The sequence below is a fragment of the Alkalibaculum bacchi genome (assembly GCF_937875145.1).
Lineage (GTDB): Bacteria > Bacillota > Clostridia > Eubacteriales > Alkalibacteraceae > Alkalibaculum > Alkalibaculum bacchi_A.
Genome location: NZ_CALNCS010000021.1, coordinates 15,088 through 37,807 on the forward strand (window position 1 = coordinate 15,088; position 22,720 = coordinate 37,807).

Here is a 22,720-nt window from a genome sequence, read left to right on the forward strand (position 1 = left end):
TTGTGGTTGCCAAGCAATACATCACTTTATGTGATAAAAATCTAGTGACTAGCAGCTAAAAATGACCAAACAATAAAAAACTTTATTGTTTGGTCATTTTTTGTCCCCCTCCTTAATAAATATATTAAGAAATAAATTATCGTGAAAATATTAAGGGGGAAATAATATGCCTTTTGAATTGGTTAGAGAATACATTACTCTAGATCAAGAAGTAAATGCTTTTAATACACAGACAAGTTTAGAAGAAATTATAAAGATACCGGACTTTAAACCTAATATGAGAAGTATTCTCCACATTAATGGAGAAGTAGATCCATCTTCTCAAATCATTGAAGGAAATGTACTGAATATTGAGGGAGACGTAAATTACAAAGTGTATTATGTAGCAGAAGGTGGTTATTTAGATTGTGCGGAAGTTGTGGCGCCTTTTGAGTATTCAGCAGAACTTAGCGATTTAGAAGGAGACGTAGAGTGTCTCATCAAAGCCAATCTTGAGCATGTAGATTATCGAATTACAAATAGCCGTAAAGTAAATATTCGAAGCATCATTCAGGTTGAGGGCAAGATGATTAAAAAGAGCAATTTCCCTCTTTTAGCAGATGTAAAAGAAATGGCCAATATTCAAAAATTACAAGACAAAATCACCATTACCGTATCTGCACTAAAAGATATGGAGGAATTATCTTTTAATGAATCCGTTACTATGGATGAAAAAGATGAATTGTCATTAAAGGTTATTGACAGCTCGTTTGTTTTTTCGGAAATGAAGTCAAGTAAATCTCCTAGTGGAGTACTAATTACTGGAAAAGTAAATATTGATACTTTATATTCAGAAGATACAGAGGAAAGAAAAGAATATAAAAATATTCACCATAGTGTGAATGTTAGCCAATTTATTGAAAAATATGGAGTAGAAAATATTGATGATTTCTTCTATGCACCCCAAATTAAAAGTCAGAACATTGACTTTGCATTAGATCCAGAAACAGAATTACTGTCTTTAAATTATGACTTTGTAGTCAGCACAGATATTACTTTCTATGAAAATGTAGAAATTGAAAACATACAAGACTTATATAGCCCAGAAGTTAAAAGCAATATTGAAAAAGAGGTTATAAAGACTTATTGCTTAACAGAAGATTTTCAAGGTGATATAACAATCAGCGACGAAATCACTTTTGAAACAGAAATGCCTGTAGAAAAAATATTATTATCTGATGCCCAAGTATTAGTTAGCTCTAGCGAAATAGCAGATAATCAGTTGAAAATTGATGGGGTACTTAAAACATGCTTTCTTCTATCTGAAATAGAAATGATTGAAAAAGTAGAACAGGAAGTTCCATTCTCTTACAGTATAGACATTAAGAGCGATGAGCAGGAATTATTTGATTTTGATATTGCTGTAGATCAACTAGAATCTACTTTAAGAGGTAATTCTATTGGAGTAGAATCAAATATCGTAGTAAAAGGAAACTTCTTTAAGAAAATCAAATTAAACTTAGTAAAATCAGTAAATGAAGTAGAAGAAGAGGAAGCAGAAGAAATAGGCGAATTTTATACCATTAAAGCTCACTACAAGCAACCACAAGAAAGCCTATGGGAAATTGCTAAAGTCAACAGCACTACAGTAAATAAATTATTGACGGATAATAAATTAGACGAGGAAGAGCAAGTTGCAGATTATGAGCCGTTGCTGATATTAAAGTAGAAAGTAGACAGCGTTCGCCCGTAATAAGCCACTATTTGTGGCTTGTTTTTATATTACAACAGCAGTAGCTAACAATTGCTCAGCTACTGCTCAACGCGTGAAAGAGTTGCCTTGATCTTAAAGCAATACCCAGATGGTGGGTATTAGAAACTAGCGACTAGCAAAATATGAATTCACCTCGCCACCTAAAATGATAATCGTACTCGAAAAATACAGCCAAACGAGTAGTGCAAAAAATCCGCCTAGACTTCCATATAGAGTAGAATAACTATTATTGTAGTTGTTTACGTAATAAGCAAATAATGTAGAGGCTATTGTCCAGCTGACAGTAGTAAATATGGCGCCTCCAATGACATCTTTAAATTTTAACTTATAGCTTTTGCAGCTGGGTGCGTATTTATAAATAAAAGAAAAAGTTACCACTGAAAAGAGTATGGTGATGATATATCTTATATAAACCCAAATAACATTAAAATTACTATGAATTCCTAAAAAATCAAACACCATCTCACCGATTACCCTTCCAAATACCAAAGAAAAAAGCATAAGCACCAAGGTAAGTACAAATAAAAGAGTAAAAATCAGGGACAAGGTATATAAGTGAAAAAATTTCCGACACTCATCCTCACAATAGGCTTTGTTTAATGCCACGATTAAAGCGCGAACACCTTTTGATGCAAAGTACAGAGCAAGTAATAGAGACATAATATTAATAGGCTCAGCAGATAATACCTCTGAGAGAATAGAGGTAACAGTAGTATAAGACGGACTAGGCAGCACCGATTTTAAATAGGTGTAGAGATCTTGCGTAGGCAAGTTAAAACTCCCTAAGATAGTAAAGATAAATATCAAAAGAGGGATAAAAGACAATAGCAAAAAGTAAGATGTTTGAGCTGATAAATAAGCAAAGTCATTTTCTTTATAATTTGTGTACATATATTTAAAAAGTTTCATAACAATTCTCCTTACCCTATATTTTTAAGCTTTATTTAAGAATTATACCTTAAAATACTACATATCAACACTAAGGTTATCCCCCTATAATAATCTTTATGTGCAATGGAAAAGGTCGGCGAAGGCTGGCCTTTTCTTGCTTTTTGGGGAAAGTGGACGGTTGATATTAAATAATTAAGTTTTAATGAACAATGAAGAATGAGTAGTGAACATTGAACAGTACAAATATGCGAGTTTTATTAGTCTTTTAAATTGTTCATTATTCACTGTTCAATATTCATTGTTCACTGCGACATAAGTCGCATATTTGACCACCTGACCACCTTAAAAAAACAATATTAGTAACAGCATAAATTTTTTTCCTAAACTGGCAAATACTAAACCATATGCTTTAGAAAGAGGGTTTGGATTTGAAGAAAATAACGGGATTGTTGCTTTTTGTTTTGCTGTTTTGCACTGCTTGCGCATCAGGGAATACAAAATCTCAAGGTGATAAAGAAAAAGAATACACCTTTTTAATTTATATGAATGGCTCTGACCTAGAGAGCGAATATAGTGCAGGGACTGAAGACTTGTATGAAATGATGAAAGTAGGTTCAAATGACAATATAAACATCGTTATTGAAACAGGGGGCACAAATAAGTGGAATAACTACTATATAGACCCTAGCCAAAATCAAAGATGGCTAGTACAAAAGAGCAATATGACACATTTGGCAGACTTAGGTCAAAAGAATATGGGCGATGGGGATACCCTAAGAGACTTTATCACTTGGGGAGTAGAAAATTATCCTGCACAAAAACATGTCTTGATCTTATGGAATCATGGTGGTGGAGCAATATCGGGATTTGGATACGATGAAAAGTATAATTATGATACACTTCTTTTAGCAGAATTAAGACGAGGTCTAGATGAAGCGTATAAGACTACAAATAAAAAACTAGAGATTATCGGATTCGATGCTTGCTTGATGGCTTCTTTAGAAACGGCTAATATGGCAGCGCCTTATTCTAATTATCTTGTGGCTTCAACGGAATTAGAGCCGGCTATGGGTTGGGAATATAGCTCCTTTTTAAAAGAAGCCGCTAAAGGCAATATAGATAAAATTGAACTTGGTAAAGCCATTGCAGATGGATTTAATAAAGATGCTCAAGCCAGATCTCAAGGGGACTTTGTCACTTTATCCATCATCGACTTAAGAAAAACAGACGAATTAACCAAGTCCTTTGAAAAATTTATAGGCAAAGCCAGCGAAACCATAACCGATTTAGGGACCTTCAATCAGATTTCCAATAGTGTAAGCAGATCTGAATCCTATGGTGGACAATCTCCTGAAGAGGGATATAGCAATATGATTGATTTAGGAGACTTAGCAAAAAACTTAGATTCTCAGTATGCAGAGGATAAGGAACGTATTATTGAAGACGTAAGAGATGCGGTGGTTTATCAAGTAAAGGGAAAATCTAAGCAGGATAGTAGCGGGATATCGGTCTATTTTCCTTATTACAATAAAGAAAACCTCGTATATGAGCTACCAATATATCAAACCATAGGCTTTTCAGAAGAGTATAATCAATTCTTAAGCAGATATACAGAAGTAGCGTCAAATGACCAAACAGGAGTAGAGCTAGCAAGTGAAAGTATCCAAAATAGAGGTGGAAATTATCGTCTAGCAGTAAAAGAAGAAGATGCAAGGAATGTCAGCAATTCCGTGCTAGTATTAGGAGAAGAAATAGACGAAGAACAAATTTTATTATATGGTGGTAATCCTAAGACAATATACGACGAAAAAATAGGACAATTAGAGGTAGACTTTAATAATAAATGGATGAGCTTAAATGGTCATTTAGTATATACTTGTCCGACAAATATTCAAGAGGATTATATTATCTATTCTCTTCCTGTGATCCTCAACGAAGAATATGCAAATATAAGAGTAGCTAAGTATGAAGACGAAGAGGAATACAAAATCATAGGAGCGTGGCACGGAGTTATACCAGAAAGCATGGCAGTAAGAAAAGAGACGATTCCTATAAATCAAGGGGATGTGATTAAGCCTTTATTTAAAATCTACAATACAAACACAAAAGAAACAGAAGATGTCCAAGGAAAACCCTTTATAATAAAAGAAAAACCACAAATTCAATTGATGGATTTACCGAACAAAGATTTTGTTATAGGTTTTTGTATCGATGATTATGCATTAAATCAACGATATTCAGAATTTGTGCCAATTGTTGAATAAGGTGGTCAGGTGGTAAGCATTAAGGTGGTAAGGTGGTAAGCATTAAGGTGGTAAGCAAAAGCACCTGTGCCACCATTAGTCGTTTAAGGGTGGAGCGACAAGGGCGTAGTTCCCTACACTATTTCATTTTAAGACGAGTCAAGGTTTTTCTTACCACCTTACCACCCTACCACCTGGTACCTCTTTTACATAAAACTCAGAACTTACAACTAAAGTGTAAAGCTTCTGTAAAATGGTATTTTATCTCAAAATCTTATGATATAATCAACTAAAATCTACTACTAGGAGGAACAATTTTATGAAGAAAAAATTCATTGCTATATTTTTATTTGCTATGTTATCTTTAAACTCTGCTACGGTATTTGCTGACGCGGCTGCAGGAGATGTCATCGTCACATTAGGCGATAACTTGACAATAACTGAAAAAGAAGCCATATTAGCAGAATTCAACCCACCGGAAAATGCACAGATGATCGTTACTACCAATGCAGAAGAACACAAGTATTTAGGAGATGTAGTTCCAGCAGGAAAGATTGGAAAGAACGCTATTTCTTCTGCTATGATTACTTATACGGAAAAGGGCAGTGGTATCAAAGTGACTACTAGTGATAAAATTACTTATATTACAGAACAGACCTATATCAATGCTTTGGTGACAGCTGGAGTAGAAGACGCCGATATCCAAATTACAGCACCTAAAAATGCATCAGGTACAGCAGCTTTGACGGGGATTATGAAGGCTTATGAAGTATCTACAGGTGAAGTCATCGACGAGGATGTAAAAAAGGTAGCCAATGAAGAGATGATTCGTACAGCCGAATTAGGTGAAGAAATAGGTGACGAAAAAGCTACAGAAATTATCAATGAAATCAAAAGAGAAATCGCCGAAAAGAATCCTAAGACAAAAGAAGAAGTGCGAGACATCGTTATCAATATTGTCAATAATTTTAATATTAGCTTAAGTGACGCACAAATCGAAAAACTAGTCGCTTTATTTGATAAAATGAAGGGCTTAGATATCGACTGGAACCAAGTATCCAATCAAATTGAAAATATTGCAGGCAAAGCCTCTGATTATTTGTCCTCAGAAGAAGGTCAGGGATTCTTGCAAGGTGTAAAATCTTTCTTTAATGGATTAATAGATTGGATTGCATCCCTATTTAAATAAGCCAATAGCCATAAGTGATGATGTCAATACACATCATCACTTATATTCTTGTATAGAAAAAAGTATTGTTCTACTAAGATTTTTATTGACAATTTCCATACGCTCATGTAGAATATGTGTAATAAAAAATTACTTTTAACTTGGTACGAGATACTGGGAAGGTATATATAATAGGATTCTTAGACTTATTATGCCTCTTTGTATCTACAAGAGAGGCTTTTTTGTGCCTAAGAAAGCTTTATTTATTGTAAGTCTTGAGTTAAGTACAGTAGTTTATAACAGTTGTACGGTTGGATGGGAAAACCTTAAGCCACTATTCGTGGCTGATTGGATTTTGCTGATCACCTGGGGCAATACCTAGTTTATCTCACACAAGCGAGAGAAATTAGGTATTGCCCCCCGCCAAAGTTGGCGAGGTTTGTAGCGATAGAAAGAAGCTAGATGCCCGCAACCTACGGCTGACCACCCGACCACCTAAAAGATGAGGAGTGAAACCTATGTTAAAGGGAAAACATTTCATAGAACCACACGATTTTGATTTAAACGAATTAGATAGTATTTTCAGGTTAGCTGATAAGATTATTGCAAATCCTAATGAGTACTTAGACATTTGCAAAGGTAAATTATTGGCTAGCCTTTTTTTTGAGCCATCTACTAGAACTAGATTTAGTTTTGAATCGGCGATGCTTCGATTAGGTGGTCAGATTATAGGATTTGACGATCCTGGCAATTCCTCTACTGCTAAAGGAGAGTCCTTTGGAGATACGATCCAAACAGTAGGTTGTTATGCGGATATTGCAATTATTCGCCACCCTAAGGAAGGTACTGCCAAGCTGGCTACCAAATATACTGAGGATATGCCTATTATCAATGCTGGAGATGGAGGGCACCAGCATCCAACACAGACATTGACGGATTTATTGACTATTAGAAACTTAAAGGGAAGTTTGAGTAATCACGTTGTAGGCCTTTGTGGAGACCTTAAGTTTGGTCGAACGGTTCACTCTATTGTAAAGGCTTTAAACCGATACAGCAATGTGAAGTTCATCTTTATCTCACCTGAAGAATTGACGATCCCTCAGTATATAAAAGAGGAACTCTCTAATACGAGCTATACAGAAACCAGCAATTTAGAAAATGTCATCGATCAAGTAGACATACTATACATGACCAGAGTACAAAGAGAGCGCTTTGTTAGTGAGTTTGAGTACCAAAGATTAAAAGATTATTACATTCTAGATAAAGAAAAATTACAAAGGGCTAAAAAGGATATGATCATCATGCATCCATTGCCAAGAGTCAATGAAATAGCAAAGGAAGTAGATCGCGATAAACGAGCAGTATACTTTAAACAGGCCAAATTCGGCATGTACGTCCGCATGGCTCTAATTATCAAATTACTAGGCTTGGAGGGGTAAATATGATAAATGTATCAAAAATCAAGAAGGGAATCGTTATTGATCATATCGAATACGGTCATGGATTTCAAATTTTTAAACAGCTAAAACTTCACGAAATAGAAGATGTAGTAGTAATCCTTCGAAATATTCCAAGCAAAAAAATGGGTAAGAAGGACTTGATAAAAATAGAGACAGACTTAGATCTTAACTTTGATATACTAGGTCTAATGGATCCTAATGCTACAGTCAATATTGTAGAAAATGGAGAGATTAAATCTAAAATCAAACTAAGTCTACCTAAGAAAGTATACGGTACCCTAAAATGCAAAAACCCAAGGTGTATCACAAATTGTGAAGAAGTGCCGACAATTGAATTTACTTTAGTTGATTGTAAGAAAAAGGAGTATAAATGTGAGTATTGCGATGCGAGAACACATTTGTAAATAGGTGGTTAGGTCAAATCCACCATTGCAGAATAACCTGCTGATTTCACTTAGAACTTAAAACTCAAACGGAGGTATGAGGATGATTATAAATAATGTAGAGATTGTAGACCAATATGGTCGAAGGAAGGGAAATATTCTTGTTAAAGACGGGATTATTGTAGACACGAACGTTAAGGGGAATTATGAAAATCACCAAGTTATTGATGGTTCAGATTATACCCTTATGCCTTCTTTTATTGATATGCACACTCACCTTCGGGATCCGGGTTTTGAGTATAAAGAGGATATGGAAACGGGTATGAGAGCAGCTTTAAAGGGGGGATATACCCATTTGGCGGCTATGGCCAATACCAATCCGATTACGGACAATTTTGAAATGGTTGTAGAGAACCTTTCAAAGAGTAAAGAGCTTAATTTATGTAATCTCACTCAAATATGTGCTTTGACGAAAGACTTTGGAGAGGAATTCGTTGATTTAGAAAAAATAATAGCTGTCACAAAGGTGTTTTCAAACGATGGAAAGACTGTTGCAGGTGAAGATATCATGAGGGAGGGCTTAAAACGATCTAAGGAGTTAGGGTTTGTTCTTGCCACTCACTGTGAACCAGAGGTTGAAATCGTAAAAAGAGATTTAAATATATTAAGAGAAGTACCTGGAAATCTGCACATTTGCCATGTGAGTGAAAAAGAAACCCTGAATCTTATTCGAAAAGCAAAAAAAGAAGGTCTACATTTTACTTGTGAGGTAACTCCTCATCATGTATTTGATAACGATGTAGATTACAAGGTCAGCCCACCCTTCGGGACAAGAGCAGATCGTCAGGCTCTCATAGAAGGCATTAAAGATGGAATCATCGATTTATGTGCTACGGATCACGCTCCTCATTCTAAAGAGGACAAAGAAAAGGGCTCCCCTGGAATCAGCAATATAGAGGTGGCTTTTTCTATGTACTGGAAGGTGTTTCATGAAGAAAATATTCCACTAGAAAAGTTGAGCCAAATGATGAGTTACCAGCCAGCGAAAATTCTTGGTTTGAACTGTGGTGAAATAGTTGTCGGTAGAGAAGCCAATGTAGTGCTAATCGATGAAAATAAAGAGACCACTATAGATATAAAGGGTTTTGTTTCGAAATCCAATAATAACCCTTTCCACGGGCGTAAAGTTAAGGGGAAGGTAATGATGACTATAAAAAGAGGAGAAGTTATATATGATAATCGATAGATTGTATCAAGAAGCCATAGAAAAGAGCCCCATATGTTTAGGTTTAGATTCACAAGAATCTTATTTTCCACAGTATTTTTCAGATAAGAAAATAAGCATTGGAGAAAAGCTCTTTTTGTTTAATAAAAATATTATTGATCACACTTTAGACTTAGTAGCTTGTTACAAGGTTCAAGTAGCCTACTATGAAGCCTTAGGATTAGAAGGGATGGAGGCTTACTCTAAGACTCTTAACTACATCAAAGAGGTAAATAAGATCTCTATTGCAGATATAAAGAGAGGAGATATTTCTGCAACAGGGCAGATGTACGCTAAAGGACATTTTACAGGAGATTTTGAGGCGGACATGTTAACTATAAACGCCTATATGGGAGAGGACGCTGTATCTCCTTACTATCCGTATATCGAGGAGAGTGGAAAGGGTCTATTTATACTCTTAAAAACCTCTAATTCAAGTGCAAAGGAAATACAAGATATAAATTGCAATGGAAGGCCCTATTACGAGCATATGGCAAAGCTCATTGAAAAGTGGGGTAATCGATTTTTAGGAGACTCTGGTTTTAGCTCTATAGGTGCAGTAGTAGGTCTTACTTATCCAAAAGAATTTGAAGTCATTCAAGAGCTTTTACCAAAGACCTTTTACTTGGTGCCTGGTTATGGAGCCCAAGGAGGAAAAGGTGAGGATATAGGTAGAATACTTAAGAAAAGCAGATGTGCAGTAATTAATTCTTCTAGGGGGTTAATTACTGCCCACAAGGGTATAAATGAAGGAGAAAACTGCTGGGATGAAATTAGAAGGGCTACCCTGCGAATGAAGGAGGATTTAGAAGCTTGGCTATAGTTGTAGAAAATGTCTGTGTACAAGATAATATGTACTCTTTAAGTGTTGAGTATTCAGGAAGTTGCAAAATGGGCCAGTTTTTTATGCTGCGATGTTGGGATTTTGAACCACTTTTATCAAGACCTATTAGCATTTATGATTTTCAAGATGGTATCGTAAAATTTTTGTACCAAGTAATGGGCAAAGGAACGGAAAAGTTATCAAAACTTAAAGCAAAAGATCAAATTACCCTTCAAGGACCCTATGGAAATGGATTTCCTTATTTACAGGAGGAGAATATTACCCTCGTAGGTGGTGGAATGGGCATTGCACCACTACACTACGCAGTAAAAGAACTATATAGAATCAATCCTACTAGACACATGGAAATTTACCTAGGAGCTCGAGAGGAAAACCCAATAATAGAGCAGTTTAAAGAAGAATTTCCAAATGTAAAGGTCAATATAGGAGGTATCATAACAGAAGATATAGAGTATAAAAAAGACCACGTGATCTTTACCTGTGGACCTGAAATTATGATGAGAATCATTTCGGAGGAAGGTAAAAGTCAAGGAATTGTGGTATACGCCTCTGTAGAAAAGAGAATGGCATGCGGTGTTGGCGCTTGCTTAGGCTGTACATGTAAGACGACAAAAGGTAATAAGAGAACCTGTAAAGATGGTCCAGTGTTTTTAGGGGAGGAAATCTTATATGAGTAGATTAGAGACAACGTTTATGGATACCCTGCTGAAAAACCCCGTAGTCGTAGCATCTGGAACCTATGGATACGGAGAAGAGTACGTAGATTATTACAATCCAGCACTTTTAGGTGGCGTTTGTAGTAAAGGAATTACCCGCTATCCAAAGCTTGGAAATGATGGCATACGGTTGTGGGAGACCCCAAGTGGTCTATTAAACAGCATCGGATTAGAAAACCCAGGTATTGAGACTTTTATAGAGAAGCATTTAAAAAAGATGAACTTACTAAATACGGCGGTAATCGTTAATGTAGGCGGTAATACTATAGATGAATACTTAGAGTCTGTGGAGCTTTTAAATGATTGCAATATTGATTTTATTGAGTTAAACATCTCTTGCCCTAATGTAAAGGTAGGGGGGATGGCGTTCGGCATAAAGGCAAAATCTGCGGCAAAGGTTGTATCTAAGGTTACAAATATAAGCAAGCATAAGATTATGGTTAAATTATCACCAAATGCAGAAAATATCGTAGAAATGGCAAAAGCTTGTGAAGATAACGGAGCAGATGGACTCTCCTTAGTAAACACCTTTCAAGGAATGGCAATTGATATACACAAGAAAAAAGCAGCCTTTGATAATCTATACGCGGGATTATCTGGACCAGCTATAAAGCCTATTGCCCTTCGAATGGTCCATCAAGTATACAAAAATGTCAATATCCCTATCATGGGCTTAGGAGGAATAAGCACCTGGCAAGATGCACTAGAGTTTATTATGGCAGGAGCTACAGCCATCCAAATAGGAACAGCCAACTTTATCAATCCCATGACGCCTATAGAGATTATAAGAGGATTAGAGGAGTATTGTGTGAAGAATGATGTGGAGAGTGTTGGGGAGTTAGTGGGAATTGTTTAAGCTCAGGTGGTAAGGCGGACAGCAAATATACGACTTACGTCGCAATAAACAATGTATTGAGGCACTTGAACAAATCGCATATTTATACTCTTCTATGTCTATTGAAGCTTTTGTGCTTCGAACAACTGTTTAACCATCGTTCCACTATTGTTCTTATACTTACAGCGTAGAACTTAGAATTACAAAGGAGGAAAAATAATGAGTCAAAAAATCATTAATATATTAAAAGAAACAGGTGCGTTTTTGGAAGGGCATTTTTTATTGTCTTCCGGTAAACACAGTGGAGGATATGTACAGTGTGCCAAGGTACTTCGGTTTCCGGATAAGGCAGAAAAGGTACTAAAACCCGTAGTAGAACAATTAAAAAATGTAAAGATCGACAAAGTCATTGGACCTGCAATGGGTGGCGTGGTTGTATCTTATGAAGTAGGGCGGCAATTAGGTAAAGAAAGTTTATTTACAGAGAGAAAAGATGGCGTAATGGAACTTAGAAGAGGGTTTGAGATTGTTCCTGGAGACAAGGTGATTATTGCGGAAGACGTAGTAACTACCGGAAAATCAACCATTGAAACAAAAGAAGCCCTAGAAAAGCTAGGGGCAGAAGTAATAGGCGTTGCCTGCATTGTAAAGCGAGTGAAAGAAGACATAGGCATGCCAATTTACTGTGCTGTGGATTTAAATATTGAGGTTTATGATTCAGAGGATTGTCCAATCTGTTCAACGGGACAAGAATTAGTAAAGCCAGGCAGTAGAGATATGAAAAAATAATAGGAGGGTTCTATGAAAGCGTATTTGCAATTAGAAAATGACATTACTTTTGAAGGTAGAGCATTTGGTAGAGTAGGAGATATTGTGGGAGAGGTTGTATTCAATACTAGCATGGCAGGATACCAAGAGCTTATAACAGATCCATCCTACTATGGACAAATCCTTACTATGACCTATCCTCTAATAGGAAACTACGGCATTAATTTAGAAGACGATGAATCAGATGGTCCGAAAATTAAAGGGCTAATTGTACGAGAAAAATGCGATTTTCCTAATAATTTCAGATGTGAGCTGGATTTAGAAGGCTATTTAAAATACAACAATATTATGGGTTTAGAGGGTATTGACACCCGTGCGCTTACGAAAATCATACGAAGAAATGGAACTCTTAGAGGACTTATTAGCCTTTGTAGATTACCTCATACAAAATTAATGGACATGCTAGATGGCTATAATAATTCAAAAGCTGTAGACATGGTTAGCACAAAAGAAACGTATACTATTGAAGGATCAGGAAAAAATCTCGCAGTTATTGATTTTGGTATCAAGAACACAATCCTCCAGACACTAAAAGATAAAGGCTTAAAGATTACTGTGTTTCCAAGTAATACTTCTGTAAGTAAAATATTAAGTTCAAATCCTCAAGGCTTATTCTTATCTAATGGGCCTGGAAACCCTAAAGATTATCCCGAAATTATTGAGAATGTAAAAGCACTCCTTGAAAAGCTACCAACTATGGGCAATGGTTTAGGTCATCAGTTTATTGCTTTGGCATTAGGTGGTGATACAGAAAAGCTAGCCTTTGGCCATCGAGGATCCAATCATCCAGTAAAAGATGTTTACAAAGACAGATCTTATATAACGTCTCAAAATCATGGCTATGTAGTCAGCAAAGTTCCAAAAGATATGGAAATTACACATATCAGTCTTAATGATCAAACTATTGAGGGATTAAGACACGAGACAAAGCCTATACTATCCGTACAATTTCAACCAGAAGCATATCCTGGAACAGAAGATACGATTGATATTTTTGACGAATTCATAGAACTATTGTAGGAGGAAATTATGCCAAAAAGAGATAATATAAAAAAGGTATTAGTAATTGGATCCGGTCCCATTGTAATTGGCCAAGCAGCAGAATTTGACTATTCTGGAGCGCAAGCTTGCCAATCTTTGATGGAAGAAGGCGTAGAAGTAGTTCTTGTTAACAGCAATCCGGCTACGATTATGACCGATAAAGGAATGGCCCACAAGGTTTATATTGAACCAATTAATGTAAAGACTATAGAAAAGATCATTGAAATAGAGAGACCAGATAGCATAATAGCTGGAATGGGTGGACAAACAGGGTTAAATATTACATTAGAGCTTCACGATAAAGGAATCCTAGACAAATACGGAGTAATGGTTATAGGTACATCTATTGAGTCCATAAAAAAGGGAGAAGATCGAGAGTTATTTAGAAAACTTATGGAGGAAATTCATCAGCCTATTATTGAAAGCACAACGGTATCTAATTTAGATGACGCATTACAATATGCAGAACAAATTGGCTATCCCGTAGTGGTTCGACCTGCCTATACTCTAGGTGGATCTGGTGGGGGAATTGCTGAAGATGTAAATGAGCTTAAAGAAATTGCTTCAAAGGGATTGCACCTAAGTAGAGTGGGGCAAGTGCTTATTGAAAAAAGCATAAAAGGCTGGAAAGAAGTAGAATACGAGGTCATACGAGATGGCAAGGGAAACTGTATTGTGGTGTGTAATATGGAAAATGTTGACCCTGTAGGAATTCACACAGGTGACAGCATCGTAGTGGCTCCAACCCAAACTTTAAGCAGTAAGGAATGCCAGATGCTTCGTAAGGCATCTTTAGATATTATTAGCGCTATTGGCATAGAGGGGGGATGTAATGTACAGTTTGCCCTTCACCCAAAAAGCTTTGAGTATGCAGTTATTGAAATTAATCCAAGAGTAAGCCGCTCATCTGCTCTAGCTTCAAAGGCAACAGGGTATCCTATTGCAAAGGTAGCATCAAAAATAGCACTAGGATTCCCATTAGATGAAATTAAAAATGCCGTGACCAAAAAGACTTTTGCATGCTTTGAACCAAGTATAGATTATGTAGTAGTAAAAATTCCAAAATGGCCTTTTGATAAATTTTACGGAGCCGATCGAAAATTAGGCACCAAGATGATGGCTACTGGTGAGGTAATGGCCATAGGCAGCAGTTTTGAAAGTGCACTTTTAAAAGGGATTCGATCCTTAGAATTAAAACAGTACTCATTAGATCATAAAGGTGTGAAAAAATACTCTCTGCAAGAGCTTAGAGAGAAAGTTATGTACCCTAATGATGAGAGATTGTTTTATTTAGCAGAAATGCTCCGAAGAGGATACCGAGTCGTAAAATTATCGGAAGAGACGGGTATGGATGAATTTTTTATCAATAAAATTAAGTTTATCGTCGACGAAGAAGAGCAATTAAAGAATACCAAGTCTCAAGATTTGACGGAAGAAAAATTGACTGATTTAAAAATCAAAGGATTCTCTGATAAGGGTATTGCTGACCTGATGGGAATTTCTCCTAATGAAGTATATGAAATGAGAGATATGTGGGGAATTCGCACCTCGTACAAGATGGTAGACACTTGTGCTGGTGAATTTGATGCGATCTCTCCATACTATTATTCTACCTATGACAAAGAAGATGAAGTAGAAGTATCTGAAAATAAAAAGATAATTGTCATAGGCTCTGGTCCAATACGAATTGGTCAAGGCATTGAATTTGACTACTGTTCTGTTCACTGTGTACAAGCTCTATCTAAATTAGGAGTAGAGACCATTATTATAAATAATAATCCAGAAACCGTAAGTACAGATTTTAATATTTCAGATAAATTATATTTTGAGCCTCTTACAGAAGAAGACACTTACAATATCATACAAAAGGAAAATCCTGATGGTGTAATCCTTCAATTTGGAGGGCAAACAGCTATAAAATTAGCTGAATTCTTTGAAAGCAAGGGCATCCCTGTGCTGGGCACATTACCTAAGGATATCGATGCAGCAGAAGACCGTGAAAAATTTGAAGAAATCCTAGAAAAACTAAATATCAAGCGACCAGAAGGCAAAGGAATCTGGACTTTAGAAGAAGGACTTGCTATGGCAAGACAGCTGGGCTATCCAATATTAGTTCGTCCTTCCTATGTGTTAGGTGGACAGGGAATGGAAATATGTTATGATGACTCTGAATTAGAGTTTTATTTAGGCGATGCATTTTCTAAAGACAAGAAAAATCCTGTATTAGTAGACAAATACTTAAATGGAATGGAAATAGAAGTAGACGCCATATGCGATGGAGAAGATGTGCTTATTCCAGGAATTATGGAACATCTTGAAAGAGCGGGGATTCACTCAGGAGACAGCATTAGCTTGTATCCTCCACAAAATGTATCACAAAAAACAAAAGATAAGATATTAGAGTATACAAAAGAGCTAGCCCTTTCATTAAATGTAATGGGTATGATAAATATCCAATTTATTGAGTATAATAGGGAGCTTTATATTATCGAAGTAAACCCTAGATCTAGTAGGACAGTGCCTTATATTACCAAGGTGACAGGAGTGCCTATAATTGATCTCGCTACAAGAGTTATGTTAGGAGAAAAATTAAAGGATTTAAACTACGGAGTAGGAATCTACCCAGAATCGAAGCTCATTTGCGCAAAAGTACCTGTATTCTCGACGGAAAAACTGCCAAAAGTAGAAGCCAGCTTAGGTCCTGAAATGCGCTCTACAGGTGAGGTACTTGGTGTTAGTGACGATCTATTAGGGGCTCTTTATAAAGGTTTGACAGCAGCAGGCATGGATATGTCTCATAGAAAGAGAAGAGTACTAGTGACTTTACGAGAGAAAGATAAGGAAGAATTTAAACCTTTGGCCCTAAAGATGAAAGAGATGAATTATGAGTTCTTTGCTACAGAAAACACAGCAAATTATTTAGAAAGCATAGGAATCAAAGTAGACGTGGTGAAGAAAATTCATGAAGGTAGCCCTAATATCCTAGATATTATTCGAACAGGTAATATTGATATGGTCTTTAATACGCCAACAAAAGGAAATGACTCTAAAAGAGATGGTTTTGCCATAAGAAGAACGGCAATAGAGTCTTCTGTAGAGCTCATGACCAGCTTAGACAAAGCAAAGGCCATTGTGGAGATTCTATATGCTAATATAAATGAAGAAGATTTAGAAATTTATGAAATATCGGAATATGGGAAATAATATGAGGTAAATAGGAATGCTAAAACCATCGAGGGTGTGCTGCTACTCGATGGTTTTTTATTAGTGGAAAGTGGAATGCGAAAATCCGAAAACTACAACTCGCCGAAGGAGAAAAAATAATTCTCAATTTAAATTGTGCAAATAGTTCACCCAAGTCACTCTCTCAAGGTCTTCTTCGAAGCGATATGGTAAGTCACAGCACTGGCTATGAAGAAAATAAGTACTTTCGCGTAGGAGGGTATTGGAGAAAATACAAGACAACAGCTTATGCTGAGCCATAAAAGCGTTAAGGCGTAAACTTTTACTTTTAGGGTGATACCACCTTTATTTCGGTAGTCATCAATATACTTGCCAAATATCTTGTGATGAAGTAAATAATTATAAGCTCTATTTGAACCTCTATAATAACAAGCAGCGCTAAGAAGTAAAAAAGGCGTTGTAGGCAACAAAGGTAAAACCATTCCTACAATTCCTAAACCTAGTGAAAGAGTGCCAATACCTAGCAAAAGATAACGAAGCACACCATTCATAAAAAACCTCCTCAAAATATATAGTCGATAGTGTAAATCGAGTAGACCATATTAATTAAAAATAGAAATACTATCTTAATTATTCTACAAAAAAGTCAAATTCAAACATTTTATGAGAAATTGAATGTGAAAGTGAAAAATAGAAAACAATAAAACTGTTTGCCGAAGTCGTTATTGTGGTATATTAATTATATAAAACATATAGGAATTCTTAATAATAAGAGAGGATGAAACGATTGAATTTAGAAATTATTCATACGAAAAAAGCACCCGAAGCTATTGGCCCATATTCACAAGCAATAATAGTAGGAAACTTAGTATTTACTTCTGGTCAAGTTCCCCTAAATCCTAAAACTGGAGAAATAGTATGTACAGATGTAGAAGGGCAAACAAAGCAAGCCTTAGAGAATATAAAAAATGTGCTAGAGGCAGGGGGCAGTGATTTAGACCACGTGGTAAAAACGACTGTTTATATCCAAAATATGGATGACTTTAATAAGGTCAATGAAATATATGCTTCCTACTTTACTAGTGTATATCCTGCAAGATCTTGCGTAGAGGTATCAAAATTACCAAAAGGTGTGCTAGTAGAAATAGAAGCCATAGGAATAGTGAAATAATATTTGAAAAACTATTGACATTTTTGTCTAAAATGAATAAAATTAATATAACATATAAAACATATCGAATTAGTATGAAATGATGGAGGGGTATTATGAGTAAAATAGCTAAGAGTTTAACGGATTTAATTGGAAACACACCATTATTAGAATTATCAAATTACAACAAAAACAATGATTTAAGCGCTACTGTAATAGCAAAGCTAGAATATTTTAATCCATTAGGTAGCATTAAAGACCGTATTGGTTATGCAATGGTCAAAGAGGCAGAAGAAAGAGGCATCCTAAAAGAAGGTGCTACTATTATCGAGTCTACTAGTGGAAATACAGGTATTGCTCTTTCCTTTGTGGCTGCAGCTAGGGGATACAGAATGATTATTACTATGCCTGATACAATGAGTATGGAACGAAGAAATCTTTTAAAGGCATTAGGTGCAGAACTTGTATTAACACCAGGTGCGGATGGTATGAAAGGGGCTATTGCCAAAGCAAAAGAATTACAAGCTGAAATTCCAAATAGCTTTATACCACAACAATTTAATAATCCTGCAAACCCAGAAATCCACAAAAAGACGACTGCAGAAGAGATATGGAGAGATACAGAAGGTACAGTAGATATTATTATTGCAGGTGTAGGAACAGGCGGAACGATTACAGGTGTGGGAGAAGTACTAAAGAATAAAAAACCAAGTGTTCAAATCATCGCAGTAGAGCCAATGGATTCACCAGTTCTTTCTGGTGGAAAACCCGGTGGACACAAAATCCAAGGAATCGGAGCAGGATTTGTTCCAGAAGTATACAATAGTGAATTTATAGATGAAATATACCAAGTAACAAATGATGAAGCATTTGAAGCATCAAGGGCAGCATCAAAGAGTGAAGGTTTATTAGTAGGTATCTCATCAGGAGCAGCGCTACACGCAGCAACAGAAGTGGCAAAGAGACCTGAAAATAAAGGTAAGACAATTGTAGCAATCTTACCAGATACAGGAGAAAGATATCTTTCGACAGCATTGTATCAAGAATAATCTATACATTAAAAAAGTCTTTAGAATCATTGATTCCAAAGACTTTTTTTAATGTAGGAAATAATACTTGCTATGAGTTTGATGCTTCGTTGAAATTTTTCTATTCCTTGGTGGTTGGATGGTTGGTTTATTGGACGGAAAAAATAAACTCGTCTTTAGGCGGGAAAGTGCAAAAACCTTCGTAGCAAGCTACAAATCAAAGATTTTATTTAAATACAAGGTAGGTATATATATGTATATTTGACGTGAACTATTCTCATATATTAGGAAAGTCCTACTTTTGGACTTAAATATTATTTAAGCCCTCTTTATACGTGATGGAATCTTTGACCTGTAAGACTTGACCCTAGCACTGATGGTTGAAGACTGGCTGATATGGCTAAAGTGTCAAAGGGACTTTCTTGTATGTAGGGAGAGACGCCTCATCGCTTCGCATAAAGGTCACCTATGGTGATCAAATTTCCGTCCAACGACCTAGTATCCTAGGTTCTCTCCAACTAAAATAATCTTCACCCTTCCTACTTCCGTACTTCTTCTCGTGATAGTAACAGTAGAACAAATACTGTCGTCACCAAAGCAGTTACCGCATACTCCCATTTTAGCGCAAGGGGGTGTCTTTGCTTAGTCTTAGGGTATTTTTAGGGGAGGCAATATTTTGTGTTCTCCAGATTGCTTCATCGATATCTTTACATATTTTATTCATACCTACAATGAGGATTACGTTTTTAGGTCCAAAAGCCAGAGCCGCCACTCGATTACCTACACCATCAATATTGACGAGTTCTCCTTTTATGGTAACGGCGTTAGAGCTCATAAGGTAGTAATCGCTAAAGATGGATTTCATAGCAGACTCTCTTAGCTCTTCAGGGGTATTGCCATCTTTTCGGTTTATATAAGTATAATTACCACTTTTTATAGCATCTAATAAGCCAATTTCAATAATAGATTCAGAACCACCATGAGATACTACAGAGCCTTGGGGTATTAGTTCTAAGGTCTTTTGCAGCGCAGATTCCTTATCTGGACAGTAAAAAGACTCGAATCGTCTCTTCTCAAATTGGGACATTAATGTGTTTGCCATATTTTCATAATGTTTGTTTACTGGTTTCACAGAATCACTCCTTGATATATTTTTTTAGGAAAACAAATAAATGTAGTACAAAAGTATACTTTTGTATACCTCAAGTTTTCATATTGTAGATGTTTGATTTTTAGCTGAAAGCAAAGGGATTGGTTGGAAGGAAAAACCTATAAGCGCAACAAAACTTGTCTTTAAGTGAGATGAGGACCTCTAGTTAATTTATTTGGGAACTATAATGTCGATATAATTCTCCATGAGTTTAAAATGAGCTTTATTTGTAATGGAAACTTCACCATCAAGATTAATGGGGAAGGGACAATCACTAGTTATGAGGATTTCTTTTCCTTTTATAAGTTGAACTTCTTTAATATCTCTATGCTTACCCTTCATATACTTAGGTAGTACGCGGAACATCTTTTCTTTAGACATATGCTTTACATGGCATATGTCAAAGTATCCATCGTCTAATTTGGCATCAGGGGTAGGCAGTACTCCTCCACCATAAAATTTTCCGTTTGCTATAGCAGTTAAAAGAGTTTTTGCATGGAAAGCTTGTCCATCAATTTGGATATTTAAATCCCAACCTTTGTAAGAAAATATGGTAAGTAGTGCGGAGACAAGATACGCAAGGCTTCCTGAAAAGTACTTTTTCGTCTTTTGTGTTCTAATTGCTACTTGTGTATCTAACCCAATACTGGCCATATTAATAAAGTATCGATCATTGCACATACCTAAATCAATTGTCTTGACTTTACCATGTATTGTATCTAAAATGCACTGTTCAGGTTCTTTAGGATCACCTATACTTCGGACAAAGTCATTTCCAGATCCTGCTGGAACCACACCAAGAACAGCTTTAGAGCCTGTAATTCCATTGACTACCTCATTAACGGTCCCATCACCGCCAACTGCAATGATTCTTTTATAATTATTTTCAATGCCCCACCGTGCAGTATCTTCAGCACCCCCTATACGTGGGGTCAGTTTTATCATATATTCTACATTTTCTTTCTCACAGATCCTTTTTATAATGGGCATAAGTTCAATAGATTTTCCTTTTCCTGCTACAGGATTGAGTACAAAGAATAATTTCATTAGATTCTCCTATTATTGCATAAATTTCTTTACTTTTATCATACCGTAAATGACCTTTTGGCGCTATGTTTATTATTTAACTGAAAGGCAAATGATAGATAATAGTATAAATAATATTTTCATAAATGGTCATCCTAAGCTTATCTTATAGAAATGCTCCTTATTATATAAGTGAAAATATATTCCTGTATAAAATAAAAATAATGTAAAGTTTTTTCATTAAAGTCTTCTATAAGACTTTTTATTTTGATAGAATAGCTAACGTGACATTCACATAAAAGAGGAGGATTGTTTTATGTCAAAACAACAAATAGGTGTAGTAGGTATGGCCGTTATGGGGCGAAATATTGCCTTGAATATTGAAAGTCGCGGATATACGGTTGCTTTATATAATCGGACTGAGTCAAAGACATCAGAAGTTGTAGCGCAAAACCCAGGTAAGCAGCTAAAAGCAACTTATAGCATCGAAGAATTTGTAGAAAGTCTAGAATCCCCACGTAAAATTCTACTAATGGTTCAAGCAGGAGCTGGTACAGATTCTACCATTGGAAATTTACTGCCACATTTAGATAAAGGAGATATCCTTATCGACGGTGGAAACACATTCTTTAAAGATACCATGAGAAGAAGTGAATATTTAGCTGAAAAGGGAATCAATTTTATAGGTACTGGTGTTTCTGGTGGAGAAGAAGGTGCTTTATTAGGGCCTGCTATAATGCCTGGTGGCCAGAAAGAGGCTTATGAATTAGTAGCTCCTATTCTAGAAAAAATCGCTGCGAAAGCAGAGGATGGTAAACCTTGTGTTACTTACACTGGCCCAGATGGAGCGGGTCATTTTGTAAAGATGGTTCATAATGGGATTGAGTATGGAGATATGCAATTGATTGCTGAAGCTTATGACATTTTACATCGTGGACTTGACTTATCTCCTAAGAAAATTGGTCAAATATTTGAAAAATGGAATAAAGGAGAATTGGATAGCTTTTTGATGGAAATCTCAGAACAAATTCTTCAAACAGGAGATCCTGATACAGGCAGACCAATGGTCCATGTCATTATGGACAAGGCTGGCAACAAAGGAACAGGAAAATGGACATCACAAAGTGCCTTAGATTTAGGAGAACCCTTATCACTAATCACCGAATCTGTTTTTGCTCGTTTTATCTCTTCTCAAAAAGAACAAAGATTAAAGGCAAGTAAAATCATTCCATCTGTAAAATCTCAAATAAGCTTTGATGAAAAGAGCAAGGGTGAATTTATCGATACACTTGGAAAAGCACTGTATTTTAGCAAAATCATGAGCTATGCTCAAGGCTTTGCCCAAATGAGCGCAGCAAGTGAAGAATATAATTGGAAATTACCTTATGGTGAGATCGCAAGCATATTTAGAGCCGGTTGTATTATCCGCGCTAAATTCTTACAAAAGATTACAGAGGCCTATAGGAAAAACCCAGATTTACAAAATCTAATGTTAGATGACTATTTCTTAAGTATCGTATCTGAAAATCATGAAGCTGTACGTAAAGTAGTTTCAACAGCAATTGCTATGGGCATTCCTGTACCCACATTTGCTAGTGCAATAACTTATTACGATTCTTATCGCTCAGAAGTTTTGCCAGCGAACTTAATTCAAGCTCAAAGAGATTTTTTTGGTGCTCATACTTATAACCGAGTAGACAAACCAGGAACATTCCACTTTCACTGGAATGAAGGTAAGGAAGAGTTGTTAGATTAGT

19 protein-coding genes are annotated in these 22,720 nt (G+C 36.0%); 15 read left to right on the forward strand and 4 right to left on the reverse strand.

Annotated elements, in window-relative coordinates; genetic code table 11:
* The first annotated feature begins 166 nt into the window (after positions 1–166).
* On the forward strand, positions 167–1,708 hold the full coding sequence (locus Q7P22_RS01355) for a DUF3794 domain-containing protein (protein WP_303859792.1): 1,542 nt from the start codon (positions 167–169) through the stop codon (positions 1,706–1,708).
* Between the two features lie 150 nt (positions 1,709–1,858).
* Here the strand turns inward: Q7P22_RS01355 and Q7P22_RS01360 are convergent, their stop codons facing one another.
* On the reverse strand, positions 1,859–2,662 hold the full coding sequence (locus Q7P22_RS01360) for a YihY/virulence factor BrkB family protein (protein ID WP_303859793.1): 804 nt from the start codon (positions 2,660–2,662) through the stop codon (positions 1,859–1,861).
* Between the two features lie 410 nt (positions 2,663–3,072).
* Here Q7P22_RS01360 and Q7P22_RS01365 point away from each other — a divergent pair, with 410 nt between their 5' ends.
* The 11 genes from Q7P22_RS01365 to carB all read left to right on the forward strand — a co-directional run bounded on the left by Q7P22_RS01365 (position 3,073) and on the right by carB (position 16,630).
* Positions 3,073–4,908 carry a clostripain-related cysteine peptidase gene (locus Q7P22_RS01365; protein WP_113920985.1) on the forward strand — a complete coding sequence of 612 codons (1,836 nt, stop codon included), beginning with the start codon at positions 3,073–3,075 and terminating at the stop codon, positions 4,906–4,908.
* A gap of 298 nt (positions 4,909–5,206) precedes the next feature.
* Entirely contained in the window at positions 5,207–6,076 is an 870-nt protein-coding gene (locus tag Q7P22_RS01370; protein WP_303859796.1) for a DUF1002 domain-containing protein, read from the forward strand.
* A 497-nt stretch (positions 6,077–6,573) separates the two neighbouring features.
* Complete coding sequence (pyrB, locus tag Q7P22_RS01375) at positions 6,574–7,494, forward strand: aspartate carbamoyltransferase (protein WP_303859798.1); 921 nt, start codon at positions 6,574–6,576, stop codon at positions 7,492–7,494.
* 2 nt (positions 7,495–7,496) lie between these two features.
* On the forward strand, positions 7,497–7,919 hold the full coding sequence (locus Q7P22_RS01380) for an aspartate carbamoyltransferase regulatory subunit (protein ID WP_303859799.1): 423 nt from the start codon (positions 7,497–7,499) through the stop codon (positions 7,917–7,919).
* Between the two features lie 82 nt (positions 7,920–8,001).
* Entirely contained in the window at positions 8,002–9,144 is a 1,143-nt protein-coding gene (locus Q7P22_RS01385; RefSeq protein WP_303859801.1) for a dihydroorotase, read from the forward strand.
* Positions 9,131–9,985 carry an orotidine-5'-phosphate decarboxylase gene (gene pyrF, locus Q7P22_RS01390; protein WP_303859802.1) on the forward strand — a complete coding sequence of 285 codons (855 nt, stop codon included), beginning with the start codon at positions 9,131–9,133 and terminating at the stop codon, positions 9,983–9,985. Before Q7P22_RS01385 ends, pyrF begins: the two co-directional genes overlap by 14 nt.
* Positions 9,976–10,683, forward strand: coding sequence for a dihydroorotate dehydrogenase electron transfer subunit (locus Q7P22_RS01395; RefSeq protein ID WP_303859803.1), 708 nt, complete (start codon positions 9,976–9,978; stop codon positions 10,681–10,683). Before pyrF ends, Q7P22_RS01395 begins: the two co-directional genes overlap by 10 nt.
* Complete coding sequence (locus tag Q7P22_RS01400) at positions 10,676–11,578, forward strand: dihydroorotate dehydrogenase (RefSeq protein WP_303859805.1); 903 nt, start codon at positions 10,676–10,678, stop codon at positions 11,576–11,578. The genes Q7P22_RS01395 and Q7P22_RS01400 overlap by 8 nt, the downstream gene beginning before the upstream one ends.
* A 198-nt stretch (positions 11,579–11,776) precedes the next feature.
* Positions 11,777–12,346: an orotate phosphoribosyltransferase gene (pyrE, locus tag Q7P22_RS01405; RefSeq protein ID WP_303859807.1), complete on the forward strand. Its 570-nt coding sequence runs from the start codon at positions 11,777–11,779 to the stop codon at positions 12,344–12,346.
* A 12-nt stretch (positions 12,347–12,358) separates the two neighbouring features.
* On the forward strand, positions 12,359–13,405 hold the full coding sequence (locus Q7P22_RS01410) for a carbamoyl phosphate synthase small subunit (RefSeq protein ID WP_303859808.1): 1,047 nt from the start codon (positions 12,359–12,361) through the stop codon (positions 13,403–13,405).
* A gap of 9 nt (positions 13,406–13,414) precedes the next feature.
* The gene (gene carB / locus Q7P22_RS01415) at positions 13,415–16,630 is read left to right on the forward strand and encodes a carbamoyl-phosphate synthase large subunit (protein WP_303859811.1); all 3,216 of its coding nucleotides are present in this window, start codon (positions 13,415–13,417) and stop codon (positions 16,628–16,630) included.
* 155 nt (positions 16,631–16,785) lie between these two features.
* On the opposite strand, the gene Q7P22_RS01420 is transcribed toward carB, so the two are convergent.
* Positions 16,786–17,160: a YbaN family protein gene (locus tag Q7P22_RS01420; RefSeq protein WP_303859813.1), complete on the reverse strand. Its 375-nt coding sequence runs from the start codon at positions 17,158–17,160 to the stop codon at positions 16,786–16,788.
* Positions 17,161–17,396: 236 nt separating this feature from the next.
* Between Q7P22_RS01420 and Q7P22_RS01425 the strand changes: the two genes are divergently transcribed.
* Positions 17,397–17,780, forward strand: coding sequence for a RidA family protein (locus Q7P22_RS01425; RefSeq protein WP_303859815.1), 384 nt, complete (start codon positions 17,397–17,399; stop codon positions 17,778–17,780).
* Between the two features lie 95 nt (positions 17,781–17,875).
* Complete coding sequence (gene cysK, locus Q7P22_RS01430; protein ID WP_303859817.1) at positions 17,876–18,808, forward strand: cysteine synthase A; 933 nt, start codon at positions 17,876–17,878, stop codon at positions 18,806–18,808.
* Between the two features lie 598 nt (positions 18,809–19,406).
* On the opposite strand, the gene Q7P22_RS01435 is transcribed toward cysK, so the two are convergent.
* Both Q7P22_RS01435 and Q7P22_RS01440 read right to left on the reverse strand, forming a co-directional pair.
* Entirely contained in the window at positions 19,407–19,919 is a 513-nt protein-coding gene (locus Q7P22_RS01435) for a lactate utilization protein (RefSeq protein WP_369695470.1), read from the reverse strand.
* A gap of 189 nt (positions 19,920–20,108) precedes the next feature.
* Positions 20,109–20,984 carry a diacylglycerol kinase family protein gene (locus tag Q7P22_RS01440; protein ID WP_303859819.1) on the reverse strand — a complete coding sequence of 292 codons (876 nt, stop codon included), beginning with the start codon at positions 20,982–20,984 and terminating at the stop codon, positions 20,109–20,111.
* Positions 20,985–21,279: 295 nt separating this feature from the next.
* Between Q7P22_RS01440 and gndA the strand changes: the two genes are divergently transcribed.
* Positions 21,280–22,719: an NADP-dependent phosphogluconate dehydrogenase gene (gene gndA / locus Q7P22_RS01445; protein WP_303859821.1), complete on the forward strand. Its 1,440-nt coding sequence runs from the start codon at positions 21,280–21,282 to the stop codon at positions 22,717–22,719.
* The last annotated feature ends 1 nt before the right edge of the window (position 22,720 follow it).